The organism is Planktotalea arctica (assembly GCF_002105285.1).
Lineage (GTDB): Bacteria > Pseudomonadota > Alphaproteobacteria > Rhodobacterales > Rhodobacteraceae > Planktotalea > Planktotalea arctica.
In genome coordinates this window covers 26,858-43,527 of the sequence record NZ_MUHR01000001.1, presented here as the reverse complement: position 1 = coordinate 43,527, position 16,670 = coordinate 26,858, and the positions used below count along the sequence as shown (strand labels likewise).

15 protein-coding genes are annotated in these 16,670 nt (G+C 56.8%); 8 read left to right on the top strand and 7 right to left on the bottom strand.

The features are described 5' to 3' along the window. Window positions 1–20: 20 nt before the first annotated feature. Window positions 21–1,616 (bottom strand): GMC family oxidoreductase, encoded by a 1,596-nt coding sequence (locus B9P63_RS00220; RefSeq protein WP_085306545.1) that lies wholly within the window; start codon window positions 1,614–1,616, stop codon window positions 21–23. 106 nt (window positions 1,617–1,722) lie between these two features. Between B9P63_RS00220 and B9P63_RS00215 the strand changes: the two genes are divergently transcribed. The 4 genes from B9P63_RS00215 to B9P63_RS00200 all read left to right on the top strand — a co-directional run bounded on the left by B9P63_RS00215 (window position 1,723) and on the right by B9P63_RS00200 (window position 5,889). Further along, the gene (locus B9P63_RS00215; protein ID WP_085306544.1) at window positions 1,723–2,955 is read left to right on the top strand and encodes a TRAP transporter substrate-binding protein; all 1,233 of its coding nucleotides are present in this window, start codon (window positions 1,723–1,725) and stop codon (window positions 2,953–2,955) included. A gap of 115 nt (window positions 2,956–3,070) precedes the next feature. Further along, entirely contained in the window at window positions 3,071–3,742 is a 672-nt protein-coding gene (locus B9P63_RS00210) for a TRAP transporter small permease (RefSeq protein ID WP_085306543.1), read from the top strand. Continuing rightward, window positions 3,742–5,100 carry a TRAP transporter large permease gene (locus B9P63_RS00205; protein WP_085306542.1) on the top strand — a complete coding sequence of 453 codons (1,359 nt, stop codon included), beginning with the start codon at window positions 3,742–3,744 and terminating at the stop codon, window positions 5,098–5,100. Before B9P63_RS00210 ends, B9P63_RS00205 begins: the two co-directional genes overlap by 1 nt. Window positions 5,101–5,109: 9 nt before the next feature. Beyond that, window positions 5,110–5,889: an IclR family transcriptional regulator gene (locus B9P63_RS00200; protein WP_085306541.1), complete on the top strand. Its 780-nt coding sequence runs from the start codon at window positions 5,110–5,112 to the stop codon at window positions 5,887–5,889. A 14-nt stretch (window positions 5,890–5,903) separates the two neighbouring features. Here the strand turns inward: B9P63_RS00200 and B9P63_RS00195 are convergent, their stop codons facing one another. Together B9P63_RS00195 and B9P63_RS00190 are read right to left on the bottom strand one after the other, a co-directional pair. After that, window positions 5,904–8,309 carry a GcvT family protein gene (locus tag B9P63_RS00195; RefSeq protein WP_085306540.1) on the bottom strand — a complete coding sequence of 802 codons (2,406 nt, stop codon included), beginning with the start codon at window positions 8,307–8,309 and terminating at the stop codon, window positions 5,904–5,906. A 93-nt stretch (window positions 8,310–8,402) separates the two neighbouring features. After that, window positions 8,403–9,383: an AraC family transcriptional regulator gene (locus tag B9P63_RS00190; RefSeq protein WP_085306539.1), complete on the bottom strand. Its 981-nt coding sequence runs from the start codon at window positions 9,381–9,383 to the stop codon at window positions 8,403–8,405. Between the two features lie 98 nt (window positions 9,384–9,481). Between B9P63_RS00190 and B9P63_RS00185 the strand changes: the two genes are divergently transcribed. Both B9P63_RS00185 and B9P63_RS00180 read left to right on the top strand, forming a co-directional pair. After that, window positions 9,482–10,672: an acetyl-CoA C-acyltransferase gene (locus B9P63_RS00185; RefSeq protein WP_085306538.1), complete on the top strand. Its 1,191-nt coding sequence runs from the start codon at window positions 9,482–9,484 to the stop codon at window positions 10,670–10,672. After that, window positions 10,669–11,808 carry an acyl-CoA dehydrogenase family protein gene (locus B9P63_RS00180; RefSeq protein ID WP_085306537.1) on the top strand — a complete coding sequence of 380 codons (1,140 nt, stop codon included), beginning with the start codon at window positions 10,669–10,671 and terminating at the stop codon, window positions 11,806–11,808. Before B9P63_RS00185 ends, B9P63_RS00180 begins: the two co-directional genes overlap by 4 nt. 263 nt (window positions 11,809–12,071) lie before the next feature. Here the strand turns inward: B9P63_RS00180 and B9P63_RS00175 are convergent, their stop codons facing one another. The 3 genes from B9P63_RS00175 to B9P63_RS00165 all read right to left on the bottom strand — a co-directional run bounded on the left by B9P63_RS00175 (window position 12,072) and on the right by B9P63_RS00165 (window position 13,657). Beyond that, complete coding sequence (locus B9P63_RS00175; protein ID WP_085306536.1) at window positions 12,072–12,782, bottom strand: winged helix-turn-helix domain-containing protein; 711 nt, start codon at window positions 12,780–12,782, stop codon at window positions 12,072–12,074. 8 nt (window positions 12,783–12,790) lie between these two features. Next, window positions 12,791–13,066: a hypothetical protein gene (locus B9P63_RS00170; protein ID WP_245830508.1), complete on the bottom strand. Its 276-nt coding sequence runs from the start codon at window positions 13,064–13,066 to the stop codon at window positions 12,791–12,793. Between the two features lie 258 nt (window positions 13,067–13,324). Beyond that, window positions 13,325–13,657 carry a hypothetical protein gene (locus B9P63_RS00165; protein ID WP_139816177.1) on the bottom strand — a complete coding sequence of 111 codons (333 nt, stop codon included), beginning with the start codon at window positions 13,655–13,657 and terminating at the stop codon, window positions 13,325–13,327. A gap of 325 nt (window positions 13,658–13,982) precedes the next feature. On the opposite strand from B9P63_RS00165, the gene B9P63_RS00160 reads away from it, so the two are divergent. Both B9P63_RS00160 and B9P63_RS00155 read left to right on the top strand, forming a co-directional pair. Next, the gene (locus B9P63_RS00160) at window positions 13,983–14,609 is read left to right on the top strand and encodes a ribonuclease HII (protein WP_085306534.1); all 627 of its coding nucleotides are present in this window, start codon (window positions 13,983–13,985) and stop codon (window positions 14,607–14,609) included. A 100-nt stretch (window positions 14,610–14,709) separates the two neighbouring features. Beyond that, window positions 14,710–15,825, top strand: a complete 1,116-nt coding sequence (locus tag B9P63_RS00155) for a site-specific DNA-methyltransferase (RefSeq protein WP_085307020.1) — start codon at window positions 14,710–14,712, stop codon at window positions 15,823–15,825. 62 nt (window positions 15,826–15,887) lie between these two features. Here B9P63_RS00155 and B9P63_RS00150 read toward each other — a convergent pair whose 3' ends face one another. After that, on the bottom strand, window positions 15,888–16,616 hold the full coding sequence (locus tag B9P63_RS00150) for a hypothetical protein (RefSeq protein ID WP_085306533.1): 729 nt from the start codon (window positions 16,614–16,616) through the stop codon (window positions 15,888–15,890). Window positions 16,617–16,670: the final 54 nt, after the last annotated feature.

Here is a 16,670-nt window from a genome sequence, read left to right as displayed (position 1 = left end):
GATTTTGAGCCCCGCATTCATCAGCCATTCAGGATCAGATCACTCGCCTTTTCGCCGATCATGATCGCGGGGGCGTTGGTGTTGCCGCTCACGATTTCGGGCATGATCGAGCAATCGGCGACGCGCAGTCCTTCGATTCCATGCACGCGCAGTTTATCGTCTACAACGGACATCGCGTCCGCGCCCATCTTACAGGTGCCGGTGGGATGATAAATCGAGGCGGTGTTGCTGCGCACCCAATCAAGCGTGGCCTCATAATCCTGCATATCGAGCGAAGCATGAGGGCGAAATTCCTCGGAAATCTTTGAAGCCAAAGGTTCAAAGCGCGCGATCTTGCGGGCCATATTGACACCTGCAACGGCAGTTCGGCAATCGGTTTCGCTCGAGAGGTAATTGGGAATGATCTTGGGATAAATCATCGGATCTCCGCTGGCGAGGCGGATTTCACCCCTGGATTCGGGGCGCAACTGGCAGACCGACATAGTAAATGCAGAGAACTTATCGGCGCCCTTGCCCGGATTTTCTGCCGACAAGGGCTGCACATGAAACTGGATATCAGGCGTTTCCAGATCAGCGCGGGTCTTGAGGAACGCAGTCGCAAGACTGGCGGCCATCGTCATCGGGCCGGAGCGAGACGTGATATATTTGAGACCGATTCTGGCCTGCCCGAAAAGTGTGCCCACCTCGTCGTTCAGCGTCGGTTCGTTGCATTTATAGACAAGGCGCGCTTGCAAATGATCCTGCATGTTTTTGCCCACGCCTTTGAGATCCTTGACCACGTCTATCCCGTGCTCGGCAAGCTGCGCAGCGTCGCCGATACCCGAGAGCATAAGCAACTGGGGCGAGTTGATCGCGCCGCTGCAGAGCACGATTTCCTTGCGCGCCTTAACCACTTGAAGCGTGCCCGCGCGGTCTTTGTAGCGCACGGCGACAGCGCGTTTTCCCTCAATCACCACGTTTTGCACTTGGGCGTGGGTGATGATCTGAAGGTTCGCACGCGACTTGATCGGGCGCAGAAACGCGGCCGCCGCAGAGCAGCGCAAACCATTGCGCGCCGTCAGTTGGAAAAAGCCCACGCCCTCTTGGTCCTTGCCGTTGTAATCGGGATTGTAGCTATGACCTGCCGCCTGCGCCGCCTCGATCCACGCATCGGTGATTGGGCGTTTGATCCGCATGTCAGAAACCGATAACACACCGCTATCGTTGTGAAATTCGCTGGCACCGCGCTCGTTGCCCTCGGAGCGTTTGAACAGTGGCAGCACATCGTCCCAGCCCCAACCGACATTGCCCATCTGGCGCCAGCGATCGTAATCCTGCGGTTGTCCACGCACATAGAGCAAACCGTTCAAGGAAGAGGATCCACCCAAGACCTTGCCGCGCGGCCATTCGATCGAGCGACCGTTCAGCCCCGGATCAGGCTCTGTCTTGTAGCACCAATCCACCTTGGGGTTATGGATCGTCTTGAAATAGCCAACGGGGATGTGAATCCACGGGTTCGTATCCTTGCCCCCCGCTTCAAGCAAAATCACGCGGTTGCCCGGGTCAGCGCTTAACCGGTTTGCCAGAACACAGCCTGCGGAGCCTGCTCCGACGATGATGAAATCTGCTTCCGACACGCGGCATTACTCCCATTCGTTGAAAAAAGTCTATGCAGATTACAAATAGTAAGCTAGCCTTTTTTGAAACAAAACGTCTCAATAATTAGCAACCGGGAGAAAAGCTATGGGAATTAACGACAAACTAGGCATGATCACGCGCCGTGATCTGTTCAAGGTCGCGGGCCAGTACGGCATGAGTTCGACGCTCATGGCAGCGGGGGCCTTCGGCGGCGCGATGAGCCTTGCAAACTTGGTTTCTGCGGCGGAATCCACTTATGAAAAACGCTTTGCAAAAGAGCCCAAGCACACGCTGAAATTCGGCGCGGCAGGTTTTAACGCTCGCAACCTTTTGATCGAGCGCGCCGGTGCGCTGGAATTCGCGCGCGATCTGGAATCGCGCTCTGATGGCGAGATTCGCGTCGAGTTCATCGGCGACAACCAGATCTGTGGTCAGGTGTCCTGCGTCGAGAAATGCCAGCAAGGCATCGTTGATATTTATGCTGCCTCCACGCAAAACTCTGCAGGCGGCGCGCCCTATCTCAATGTGCTCGATTACGCCTATATGTTCCGGAACCGCGCAGATCAGTATCACTTCCTGTACCATCCGAAGTCACAGCAGCTTTTGCGCGACCCCTATGAAAAGCGCCACGGCCTGAAGTTCTTGTTCAGCCATGCCGAACTTCGCGGCATCCAGCTTGGTCTCAAGTGGGAAGATGCGCCGCTGGTCACCTCCGTCGAGCAGCTTGCAGGCACGAAGAACCGCGTCACAGGCACACAGCTTGGCCGTATCGCAATGACGGCGATGAACCTGAACCCGGTTCCCGTCGCTTGGGAAGAGACGCTCGATGCACTCAAAACCGGCCTGATCGACGGTGCGGAAACATGGGCCTCTGCGGTGGCCTATGCCAACATGAGCCCTGTCGTGTCCCAGTCCGTTAACCTTGATTTCTTCTGCGGCACAGAGCACACAGCGATGAATGCGGGTGTCTTTGACGGTCTTTCCGGCGAATTGCAGGACGTGGTCATGGAGGCCTCGTATTGGGCACAAACCCACGTTCAGGCTGCAAACGAGGCGGCATTGGTCAAGACCGTTGGTCAGTCCGATCCACAGCTTCCGAACACGATCTTTGCGAAGAACAACGTGCGCAATGCGTTCCTGTCAAAAGCGGAAAAGCGCAAGGCAGAGGAAATGTGCTCGCCCGAGTTCCAGCCCCAGCTTTGGGAAGAATGGCGCGCGCGCCTGAACGGCTGGTCCGGCGGTCTCGATACATATCAGGAAATCTACGACATCGCGCGCGAGATCGAAGACGACACGCTGCCCGAAAACGTAGAGCCGCGTCGTTGGTGGAAAGCCTGAACCACCGGCACCAGAACGAGACGAGCCGGTCCAATCACTTGGGCCGGCTCTTTTGTCCCCAGACTGCGTTCAAGCAGCATAGCGGGTTTTGCGAAATCAAAAGGGAGGGCGGCCAATGTCGATCTGGTCGGACATGGTCACAATCGTCAGCGCGACGCTGAGTGGCGATATCAATTTCAAGGTGGTGCAATCCTACCGCTCTGCAGGGGCATGGTTCGTGTTCGCGCCGCTGACGGTTCTTGGCGCATTCGCGTTCCACTACCTTTATAAAAAGGTGCCATGGATCGACCGCCATCTTGAGCGCACGATCATCGTCTATTCGTACATCGTCATCGCGCTTATCATCTTTGTCGGCGTGATCCAGCGTTTCGGCTTCTCGTCGCAAGTGCCGTGGTCCACGACCATTCCGCCGCTCCTTTTCATGATCATGGCTTGGTATGGCTGCTCGTTTAACGTCAAACTGCGCACGCACCTCAGCTTTTCCGAGTTTCGCTCCAAAATGTCGCCCAAGGGGCAATTCGCGGCCCTCACGTTGGACAACGCGCTTTGGTTCATCTTCGCCATCATCGTCGTGACGACCACGGCGCGCGTAACCGTGAACACATACGACAATTTCGCCATCGTTCTGGGCACGGATAACGTGATGCGCTGGTGGTTCATCGTGACCATGCCGCTGTGTTTCATCATGCTGGCCGCGCGCGTCGTCGGAAATTTCTTTGAAGACCTCGCGAATTTTCGCAGCGGCGCGCCGCTGATCAAACAGGCTGTTATCGGGGGAGACATCTAATGGCGGATAGCACTTGGATCACACTTATTTCGCTGGCCGTCACCGCGCTTTTCATGCTCGGCACGCCGGTTCTATTGGTCATCTTTTACTGGGTGGTCGGCTGTAGTTTCGTCATGGGCCTCACGCTCGACAACACGGGCGCGGAAATGCTGAACGTGTTCAAGGACGGCTTTGCCTTGCTGGCCATGCCGCTGTTCATTCTGACGGGCGATCTGATCAACAAATCAGGCATAGCCAAGCGATTGTCCGACTTCGCCTATTCCTGCCTTGGCTGGCTGCGCGGCGGTCTGGCCATGGCAGCGATTGGCGCATGCGGATTGTTCGCGGCGATTTCCGGATCGAATTCAGCAACGACGGCAACCATCGGCTCCATGCTACATCCTGAAATGGTCAAAGGCGGCTATGACGAACGCTTCTCCGCGGCGACTGCCGCTGCGGGCGGCACGGTCGGGATCATCATTCCCCCCTCGATCATTTTCATCGTCTATGGCTTCTTGATGAACTTGCCGATTTCGGAATTGTTCATCGCAGGCATCATCCCCGGATCGCTGATGGTTCTGGCGATGATGGCCACATGTTTTGTCGTTTGCTCGATCAACGGTTGGGGCTTTTTGATCGCGCTGTCGTTCAAGCGCGTTCTGAAAACGGCAATCGGCGCATGGCTTGGCTTTTTCGCGATCGGCCTCGTGCTTTGGGGGATTTACACTGGTAAATTCTCGCCCACAGAGGCAGCAGGCGTCACCGTTGGTTTCGGTATCATCGTCGCCCTCACCAGCTATCCGCTCAACAAACTCATGGGCACCAGCGCGGATACGCCGATCAAGGATCGCTCTATCACCTCGATGTTCGTGGTCGAGGGCTTCACCCTCAAGGAAATCCCGTCCGTTGTCGTGCGCTCGGCCCAGATCACCGGCATCCTTGCGCCGCTGATTGCCGTTTCGGTCGTGATGCAGCAAATCCTGTCGCTACTTGGTGCGCAGGAAGTCATCGGCGGTTTCGTGACGGGCATGGGTGGCTATTACCCTGTTCTGTTCACCGCGATGGGCATCGTTTTCGTGGCTGGCATGATCCTTGAATCGCTGCCTGTGACGATTATCCTCGCCCCGATCCTTGCACCGATTGCGGCCAGCGTCGGCGTCGATCCGGTCCACTTTTCAGTGATCTTCCTTGTGGGCGCGTCCATCGGTTTTATCACGCCGCCCTACGGTTTGAACCTCTATGTCGCATCCGGCGTGACCGGGGTTCCGTATTTCCGATTGCTGCGGTATTCAACGATGTACCTTGCAGCGTTGATTACCGTTTGGATTGCGGTCGCGCTGATCCCTGATTTGGCACTGTTCCTGTTGCCCGATAGATAATGAGCGCAAATGCCTGACGATTTCAACACCGAGCGAGAGACGCAAATTCCCACCAACATGCGTCTCTTGCTGGTGCTCGAAGAAATCGCCAAGGCCGGAAAACCCCTGCGTCCCATGCAGCTCAGCGATATGCTGGGATTGCCAAAGCCGACGATCCACCGCCTTTTGCAAACCGCCGAGACAGAGGGCTTTTTGCAACGTGATCTGGACGGCCGCTCCTATGGCCCCGGCCCGCGCCTGCGCCAGATCGCGGTGCACACAATGTCATCCGAGCGGCTGCGCACGGGGCGGCTCGCCATTCTCAAGGCCGTCGCGGAAGAGATTGGCGAGACCTGCAATTTGGCCGTACCAGACCGCGAGGGAATGACCTATCTCGACCGCGTCGAAACCAAATGGCCCCTGCGCATCCAGCTTCCCATCGGCACGCAGGTTCCGTTTCATTGCACCGCCAGCGGCAAAATGTATCTGTCGACCCTGCGCGATCGCACGCTCGAAACCGTTCTCACCTCAAAGCCGCTGGAGCAAGTGACGGAAAAAACGATAACCGCACCACGCGCCCTTCGTTTTGAATTGGCCGACACGCGCGCGCGCGGCTATTCGCAGGACGACGAAGAATTCATGTCCGGCATGACCGCCATCGCCGTTCCGATCAACGACAGCGCAGGTCGGCTGATGGCCACCCTCTCGGTGCATGCGCCCGAGCAGCGTCATAGCCTTGCCGATCTGATCACCTTCCTGCCTGCCCTAAAAGCAGCGGCGCAAAAGCTATCCGTGCTCCACGCAAGCTAACTTAGTACGCAACCTCAGGCGCGCATCGCAGTGCCCTTGGGATCGTAGGGCGAGGGTGCAATCACTTTCGCCGCCCGCTCGACGCCGACGATATGGACCGTCAAATCAGCCCCCTCGGACGCGTTCCCTACATCGACGAGACCCATCGCGTAGGACTTGCCCAGCGTGTGCCCATAGCCGCCCGAGGTGACGAAACCGACCTTCTTGCCAGCCTGCCAAATCGGCTCGTACCCACTGGCGTCGGCGCCATCCGCCTCGACTTCCAGCGTCACTTGAACCTGCGCAGGGCCATTACCATCGCGTTCAGCAAGCGCCGCCTCACGGCCCACAAAGCCCGGTTTGTCGAAATCAATCCAGCGATCCATTGCCGTCATCGCAGGTGTGTAGCCTTGACTGAATTCTGCGGACCAAACGCCGTAAGACTTCTCTAGCCGAAGACTCATCATCGCATTGAAGCCTATCTCTTTGATCCCGATCTCTGCACCCGCATCCAGCAGCGTTTTGCGCAGCGTGATGTGATCGCCCATGCGGCAATGGATTTCATACCCCAGCTCGCCAGTAACCGACATGCGCCCCACCTTGCAGCGCAGCATCCCGATATCAAACACACCACAGCCCATAAACGGCAGTTCGCCCACAGGACCATCGCTTAACTTTTCAATCACAGCGCGCGCATTCGGACCCGATAGAGAGAAACCACACATCTCGTCGCCAAGATCACGCACCTGCACATCCGCACCCATGTGATCATCGAACCAGCGCATGTGCCAACGGCGCAGGTAATAGCTACCCATGATCCACCACGTACCATCACCCCAGTTGAACAGTGTCAGATCGCCCTTAAGACGCCCATCCTCACCCAACGCAACAGCGAGGCGTGAGCGACCTGCGTTGGGCAATTTGGTGGCGAAAATGGTGTTAAGCCACACCTCTGCGCCCGCTCCCGATACCTCGAACCGGGAAAAGCCCGAGATGTCCAAAAGCCCGACATTCTCACGCACCGCTTTGCACTCTGCCGCGACGATCTCGAACGCATTCGAGCGTTTCAGTGACGGGGTCTCTTCAAACCCCTTGCCACCGAAATACAGCGGCACTTCGAGATCCCAGCTTTGACCCCACTGGCATCCCGCCTCGGTCATATCGCTATACGCAGGAGCCATTTTCAACGGGCGTCCCGCAGGCAATTGCTCGTTCGGGTAGGTCATCACGAAACGGCGCGTATAGAACTGGCCTGTCGTCTCTTTGATATACTGTTTGTTCTCTGCCCAGATGCCATAGCGCGCGACGTCCATGCCGTAAACATCTGCCTCTGGTTCGCCATTGATGATCCATTCCGCCAGCGATTTTCCAACGCCACCGCCCTGCAAAAAGCCCGCCATCACAGCGCAAGCCGTCCAATATCCACGCTTGCCCGGCACGGGCCCAACCAACGGATTGCCGTCAGGCGAGAAGGTGAACGCGCCGTTCACCCATGTTTTCACACCCACGTTTTGCAAATCGGGGTAGCGTTCAAACCCCATGATCAGCTCTTTTTCAATGCGGTCCGTGTCTTCCTGTTGCAACTCGAACCCGTACTCCCAAGGCGCGCCGTCCATCATCCAGTGTTGGTGATCCACCTCGTAAATGCCCAGCAGCAGACCCTTTTGATCCTGCCGCATATATGTAAAGCCCTCTAGATCCACGGTCATGGGAACCTCGAAATCCAGTTCCTCCAGCTTGGGAATCGTGTCCGACACGAGGTAGTGGTGATTGAGCGGCGAGACAGGCAATTCGATGCCCGCCATGCGCCCGACTTGCTTGGCCCAAAGACCTGCAGCATTAACCACATGCTCGCAAGAAATCGTGCACTTTTCGGTGACGATCTCCCAGCCTTCCAGCGTCTGATTGAGCTCCAGCACGCGGTTATGTTCCACAACCTCCGCACCATATTTCTTGGCCGCGCCAGCATAGGCGTGGACCGTACCAGTGGTATCAACATACCCCTCGCGGTCCGCCCACATGCCGCCCAGCAATCCCTCTCCAGACATGATCGGGTTCAACTCTACTGCCTCTTCGACGCTCACCAAACGGCAGTCCTCAATCCCGATGGATTGAAACGTACGATACGCCGATTGCAGCCATTCCCAACGATCTGGCGTGCCTGCCATGGTTAAGCCGCCTGTCATGTGTAGCCCGATATTCTGACCGCTCTCTTTCTCAATTTCGCTCAGTAAATCAATGGTATAAGCCTGCAACTGTGCAATGTTCGGATCGGCATTAAGCGCATGAATGCCACCCGCGGCATGCCAGCTAGACCCCGCCGTTAAAACAGAGCGTTCGATCAAGCAAACATCAGACCAACCCATTTTGGCGAGGTGATAGAGCACCGATGTACCAACGACGCCGCCACCGATAACAACCACTCTGTAATGCGATTTCATGTCTGTCTCCCGTCCCGTTCAGGCACTATTCCTAAATGTCAGCGTGGTTTGCTGTGTAAAAAATCGCTGGCCTGATTGCGACATGTCGTGTCGCTATCCCCTGCGCCATTGGTCCGGCGTTTGATCACTCCAAACGCGAAATGCACGATAAAACGCGCTTGGCTCGGCGTAGCCCAACCGATGCGCGATATCGCTAATGGATAGCTCGCCCGCCCTGAGCAAAGTCTGCGCGCGTTCGCGGCGCAAATCGGACTTGAGGCTGCGATAGCTATGCCCATGCTGCGCCAAACCGCGGCGCAATGTCGGCGCTGCCATATCCAGTTCAGCGGCAAGCGCGGGAAACGCGGGCCAATCCACAGGGTCGCGCGACTTCAGCAAGCTCATTACAGCGCCCAGCGCACCTTCGTCATACCTATACCCGATCAGGAAATTACCCGGCGCACCGCGCAAGAACCGCTTCAGCGAGGCCTCGCTGCGATCAACGGGGCGCTTCAAATAACGTGCATCGAAACTCAAGGCACCGCGCGGCGCATTGAAGCTGACGGGCGCGCCAAAGAACTCGCGATAGTCCTCTACATGGCGCGGCGCAGCGCAAGTCAGGCTAAGGGAATGCAGCGGAATACGCGCTCGCGCCAGCCAACATGTCAGCCCATGCAAAATCACCCAATATGTGCGGTACGCAAAGGCGCTGCGATCCCTTTGCGTGTCATGCAAGGTGATGCGCGCCGTGCCAGCATTGGTGCTAAGGGTGCCAAAAGGTTCGTCAATTGCCACCTGCAAGAAGCGTAGTGCGCGGCGCAAGGCAACTTCAACGCTCGGCGCAGATCGCACACAATGGCCTATCAACGCAAAACTACCGGGCCGCATGGCACGCGCACCATTGCCGAAAAATTCGTCGTTCATCGCGGCTGCAATCCCCAGCCACAGCCGCCCGAAAGCTTCAGGACTGACCTGCCCACCACCGGGGGCGTCGATCTTGGCTGCGCTTAAAAGCACTGAAATATCGACACCACCGCGCCGCGCGCACTCCAGTGCTTCGCTGACAAAAGCATTGGAAATAAATTGCTCTCTCATGGCAAATTAGCTCATCTAATTGATATCCATTGAGCATAGTTTACCACTCTTTTTTCGTCTATACAAAGCCAACCCCTTCCACAGGAGACTTGCTACACATGTCTACCATCGATCCAATCGTCATCGTCTCGATCGCGCGCACGCCCATGGGCGGCTTTCAGGGCGATTTCGCCTCTGTTCATGCCGCACATCTTGGCGCTGCGGCGATCAAATCCGCTGTTGCGCGCGCTGGCATCGCACCCGAAGACGTCGAGGAAGTCGCCTTTGGCAACGTTCTTAGCGCTGGTCAGGGACAGGCCCCCGCTCGCCAAGCTGCACTTGGCGCCGGCCTGCCGCTTTCGGCGACCTGCACAACCCTAAACAAGATGTGCGGTTCTGGCATGAAGGCGGCAATGTACGCCCACGACATGCTCTATGCAGGCTCTGCTAATGTGATCATAGCAGGCGGAATGGAAAGCATGTCGAACGCGCCATACTTGCTGCCCAAAGCGCGCGATGGGCTGCGTATGGGCCACGGCGAAATCAAGGATCACATGTTCTTTGACGGACTGGAGGACGCCTATGACAAGGGCCGCCTCATGGGCACATTTGCCGAGGATTGCGCGAGCAGCTATCAATTCACCCGAGAGGCACAGGATGACTACGCCATCGCTTCGCTAGATCGCGCGCTGGCGGCCATCAACGGCGGCAACTTCGATGCAGAGGTGACACCGGTGACAGTAAAGGCGCGCCATGAAGAAGTGCAGATAAGCACCGACGAGCAACCCGCCAAAGCCAAGCGCGACAAAATCCGCAACCTCCGCGCGGCCTTTCGCAAGGACGGGACTGTGACGGCGGCCAACTCCTCGTCTATTTCTGACGGTGCGGCTGCAATGGTGATGATGCGCGCGTCCGACGCGGAAAAACGCGGCCTCAGCCCAATCGCGCGGATGGTCGGGCATGCAAGTTTTGGCGCCGAACCGAGCCTTTTCCCAACTGCGCCCATCGGCTCGCTGACCAAATTGTCCCAAAAGACCGGCTGGGCGCTCAAAGACGTGGACTTGTTCGAAATTAACGAAGCCTTCGCTGTTGTTCCCATGGCCGCGATGCGCACGCTTGATCTGCCCCATGACAAGGTCAACATTCACGGCGGCGCATGCGCGCTTGGCCACCCCATCGGCGCATCCGCCGCGCGCATTATGGTGACTCTCATCGGCGCTTTACAGGCAAACAATATGAAACGCGGCATCGCATCGGTCTGCATAGGCGGCGGCGAAGCGACAGCAGTGGCACTGGAGATGATGCAATGATCTTGAACGAAACGCAGGACGCAATCCGCGAGATGACCCACCAATTCGCGCATGACGTGCTTTGGCCCACCGCCGAAGCGCGCGACAAATCACGGCAATTTCCACGCGCGGAGCTGACACAAATGGGCGAACTCGGCCTCATGGGCATGTTGGTTCCTGAGGAATACGGCGGCTCTGACACAGGCGCAGTTGCTTATGCGCTCGCGCTGGAAGAAATCGCCGCGGGCGATGGCCCCGTCTCGACCATTCTGTCCGTACATAGCTCGGTTGGCTGCGTGCCAATCCTGAAATACGGTACGGAAGCGCAAAAGCAAAAATACCTGCCAAAATTGGCCAGCGGCGAATGGATAGGCGGCTTTGCATTGACCGAACCGCAGGCCGGCTCGGACGCGTCCAACCTAAAAACCACCGCCTTGCGCGATGGAGATCACTGGGTCATCAACGGCGCAAAACAATTCATCACTTCGGGCAAGAACGGCAAGGTAATCATCGTCTTCGCCGTGACCGACAAAGCGGCCGGCAAACGCGGTATCAGCGCCTTCATCGTCGAAACCGACACTCCTGGATACGAGGTCGTGCGTGTCGAGGAAAAGCTGGGGCTGAACTGCTCGGATACATGCCAACTTGCTTTCACAGACATGCGTATTCCTGCCGAAAACATGCTCGGCGAAGAAGGGCAGGGCTACAAAATCGCGCTGGCAAACCTAGAAGGCGGGCGCATCGGCATCGCGGCGCAAGCCGTCGGCATGGCACGTTCTGCGCTCAAGGCCGCACGCGATTATGCCGCTGAACGCACGTCCTTTGGTACGGCCATCACAAACCACCAAGCCGTAGGGTTCAAGCTCGCCGATATGGCGACCCAAGTCGAAGCAGCCCGCCAATTGGTGCTGCACGCCGCCTCGCTTAAGGAAGCCGGTATTCCTTGCCTCAATGAGGCATCCATGGCCAAACTCTTCGCCTCAGAAATGGCCGAGCGCGTGTGCTCTGACGCGATCCAGATCCACGGCGGCTATGGCTACCTCAGCGACTATCCCGTTGAACGCATTTACCGCGATGTGCGCATCTGCCAGATTTATGAAGGCACAAGCGACATTCAACGCCTTGTTATCGCGCGCAATCTAGATCAGGTCGCCTAATGCCCGGATGCGCCCACTTCGGGCGCATCCGGCAGAAATCTTGTTACACGCGCTGTTGACGACCAAGCGACAACGGCTCTGCCGCCTGCAAAATCCGCAATTTAAACGCCAACATCACAACAGGCGGCCGATTAAGTGACCGCGAAAGAACGAATTCCTCGCAAAATTGCGCTGCTCCCCCTTCCTCTTTCAATAAACATTCGTGGGGAGGGGCTGGGGGTAAAACCCCCAGCCGATCGGATCGCTTTAGCGATCCGGCACAGCTACAATACCTTGATAACGTCTTTGTCGATCGCCAACATATACCCTTTGCGCGCGATGTTCTTCACCAGCAGCTCACTCACCATCTGATTGCCAAGCCCGTCACGCAGCCGCTTGATCCGTGTCGCACCTGCCGCCTCTTCGCAATCATGCGAGCTACGTCCGGAAATCACGCCCTCGATCTCTGCTCCCGTCATCACATCGTCGTCCATGCGCGCCTCTGCCAGCACTGATAGTGTCTCCATCGCCGCATCCGTCAGCTTGAAACCCATATTATTGAGGTAAACCGTCTTTTCATCGCGGCTGATCAAAAGTGAAGACACTTGTATCCCCGAGCGCTCGATCTGCGCCATGCGCCGGTTCAGCACGACCAACATCACCAGAAACACGACAGCTGTGATGAGCAATGCAGATGCAAAGACCAACAAGACGAAAATCACAAAGCGATATGAGGCCAATGTCTCGGAAAACGATGTTCCAGACTGCGCTAGAATTTCCAGCAGTTTAATCTCTGCGCCACTCGTCAGATCATCGTTCTCGATGAATATTTGCTCCACACGCAGATTGAACGCGTTGGCGTCAGGCAGGTTGGCGAACAGAATGATCGCTGCGACAAACAGGATACCTACGATCGCCGCCAACCCGATGACGACGATACGGTTTCCCGTGCGCCGCGCATCCCCCGCGCTTCCTATGTCATCCAGCAAAGCCACTCTCCCGATCAGTTACCCGAGACTGTCAAAACCTTGAGTAATGTCCAGCCCCTTGCAGCCAGCGCTGCTTCGATCTTAGGCGTGGCCGCCGCTTCGGTACACGGACCGGAGACGCTTATGGTGCCATGTTCAAGGCGCAGGGGATTGTCCTGCTTGGCTTTGTATTCAGCAGTGCAATCGGCGGCGGCAGAACTGGTGATCAAGGCAAGGCCTGCGGCGGCGGCAAGTGATATGATGCGATGTTTCATAGCGCGGAACTTGCGCGTTTCGAGCGTGTTTTTCAATAACAATAGACCCTTAGCGCCGTGCTATCGGATAACAGCGCAATGATATTGCTTGCCTGCGCGCTCCGGCCCCACGTTGATCCTATCAAGCCCAACAACACTTGAGGGGCACAGCAACGTAAGGATCAAGCAATGCAATTTCATAGCAAATTTATCTCGGTAATCGTTGGCGCAGCAATCACAATCACCAGCGTCAGCGCTTCAAGCGCACAGGCAGGCGACAATAAACGTTATGTCCAGCGCACGACCCCACAAACCCTATATGTGCAGCCTCAGCGAGGCCAGCGCGGCGGCAACGAAGCGGTCGCCGCCGCGCTGGCAGGCGTCGCAGCCTTGTTCATCATTGGCACGGCGATCGAGCGCAACAAGTCCGCTCGCCCCAAAGCGCATCAGGCGCCGCGCGCCCATCGCGGTCACGGCGCACATCGCGACCACCGTGCCCAGCGCGGACATCACCGCGCATATCGCAATGATCGCGGACGTGGGCACGGTGGCAATCATCGTCGCCATGGTCGTGGTCACTGGTAGAGTTTGTGCAGGGCGCGGCGCTAGTAGCGCTGCGCAGCAAGGCAAGATGCGAGCGCTGGACACGGCGGCTCATATCTTTTCTGTTTGGACTAGGACAGATGCACCGCGACAAACCTGTCAATTACCTCGAATGCACTTTGGCTTTCTGGGGCATCTTCCACCATGACATAGGGCGCATGGGCGTGTGCCTCGCAGCGAACCGCTCTGTCCGGTTTCGCTTTCAAAGGTTGGATAGCGCATGGCTCTGTCAGTGCGCCATAGCTCGGGTGAGTTCGAACTCGGGTCCATGATCAACGCCTCTTGAATTATTCATCACACTCGCGACTTTCGGTTTTTGCTACAAGGCGGTACGCAGGTCTTAAAGCGAACCTGAAAAAATGGACCCCTCATGACCCTGATCGGCCCCGACTATTCCTTTGAACATGCAGCGAAGACTCGCGGATTCTCCCTGATTGCCGGCGTGGACGAGGTCGGACGCGGCCCACTGGCCGGACCCGTTACAGCAGCGGCGGTCATTCTTGATCCTGCGCGCATTCCTGCCGGGTTGAACGATTCCAAGAAACTCAGCGCCGCCAAGCGTCAGGCGTTGCACGACGAACTGCTCGAATGCGCCGATGTCAGCATCGCCCATGCAAGCGTCGAAGAGATCGACGCGCTCAACATACTGCGCGCCTCGCATCTCGCGATGGAACGCGCGGTTGCGGGCCTTAAACAAGTGCCGGATCACCTGTTGATCGACGGCAACACGATTCCACGCGGTTTAAGCGGCTCATCAGAGGCAATCGTAAAGGGTGACGCGCGCTGTGTGTCGATTTCAGCAGCCTCAATCGTGGCCAAAATCTGTCGAGATTTTGTCATGTGGGATTTGGCGCAACACTACCCTCAATATGGCTGGCAGACGAACGCTGGATATCCGTCAAAAAGCCACAAGGCTGCGCTCGAAGAATTCGGTGTCACCCCACACCATAGACGTTCCTTTAAGCCTGTACACAACATATTGTATCAAGGAAAATAACTAACGTATTGATTAGAAAAAGAATTTGACCCCGAATCAGCTTTGACTCACATTAGGCTTCAACCACAGAGCGCATAAGCGCCGGTACATGAGGCACGATATGACAATCAAAACCCAAGCGTTGGCCGAGGCCACGCTTCCGCTAAACACGATTCAATCAGGGGACTGCATCGAGGTAATGAACTCGTTGCCTGAAAGCTCGATCGATCTGATCTTTGCGGACCCTCCCTATAATTTGCAGCTCAAAGGTGACCTGCATCGCCCCGATAATTCCCGCGTGGATGCGGTCGATGATCATTGGGACCAGTTTTCCTCGTTCGCCGTTTATGACAAGTTTACCCAAGACTGGCTTAAAGCGGCACGCCGATTGCTCAAACCCAACGGGGCTATTTGGGTGATCGGCTCTTATCATAACATCTTTCGGGTCGGCTCTGCTCTTCAGAATGAAGGCTACTGGATCCTGAACGATGTGGTTTGGCGCAAGGCTAACCCCATGCCGAACTTTCGCGGCAAGCGCTTTACCAACGCCCATGAAACGATGATCTGGGCCTCCAAGTCCGAGGGTGCTAAGTACACGTTCAACTATGAAGCGCTGAAATCGCTCAACGAGGGCATTCAAATGCGCTCTGATTGGGTGCTTCCTATTTGCACAGGCCACGAGCGCCTTAAGGACGAACACGGCGACAAGGCTCATCCAACGCAAAAACCCGAGAGCCTGCTGCACCGTATTCTGGTCGGCTCGACCAACCCCGGCGATGTGGTGCTTGACCCGTTTTTCGGCACTGGCACGACAGGTGCAGTCGCCAAGATGCTGGGTCGCGAATATATCGGGATCGAACGCGAAGCGGCGTATCGAAAGGTTGCCGAGAAACGCATCAAGGCAGTGCGCAAGTTTGATCGTGAGGCCTTGCAGGTTTCCACCTCCAAACGCGCAGAGCCGCGCGTGCCATTTGGCCAACTGGTCGAACGCGGCATGCTGCGCCCGGGCGAAAACCTCTATTCCATGAACAACCGCCACAAGGCCAAAGTGCGCGCCGATGGCACGTTGATTGGTGATGACGTGAAGGGTTCGATCCATCAGGTCGGCGCTGCGCTAGAGGGCGCGCCAAGCTGCAATGGCTGGACCTATTGGTCATACAAACGCGATGGCAAAATGGTCCCGATTGACCTTCTGCGTCAGCAAATCCGCTCTGAAATGGCCGACAAGCCAAACTAGCGCGATCAGAACACAATTTCAAAGAACACCGCCGGTGCCTGTGTCCTGACTTGCGCAGCACCTTACTGACCCCGCCTTGTCTTCAAGGCGGGGGCTTTTTGCGTTTTGAACCGAGCCGAGATCACACTTTTAGCAGAACCCGAAAGCGCTCTGATCAATCGCGTTTCAAACCCAGCCGCATGCCTGCGCGCCAAGGCGCGCTGTGTAATCACATAGGCCTTCCAGACAAAGACGATCAGGCTGATGACCCCTAAGAGCAGCGCAAAAACTAGCGAAAGATTGAGGTAGGAGCGGATGTCCGGCGCATCCCCCATCGCGAACGCGTCTTCGAAAGTTAGGGTGATAAGCCCCAGAAAATGCCGCGCCTGCCCCACATGTTCTGGTGCCTCGTTTTCCTGCCCTGCAATGCACAGCTCATCCAGTATCTGCGCGGCCCAGGAAATATCGACCGCCGTCAGATCCGTGCCTTGCACCGAGCCGCTACGCTGCACTTCGCCAAGGCGCGCAAGCGTATCAGCCAGAAATACGGAATATATCGAAAGTCGATGTGCACTAAGTTGCTCGGAAAGATTGCCCACATCGAGGCGTGACAGGGCATCGCCAAGCCCCTGCTGTTGCGCACCGCTCAATGCGCGCCCGTCGTACAGGGCTTCTCGCGTTTGCTGCATAGCTTGCTGGAAGACTTGCCGCTCAACGCATTGCGCCTGCGCGACCGCCGCTTGTAAAAACGCAAGGCTTGCAAAGGCAAGTACCCGAGAGATGTTAAAGTTTAGCACATTGTCCACGCACATTCGGAAATCTAGATCCGGACTATGGAGGCAATATGTAAATTTCGCGTAAAGCCG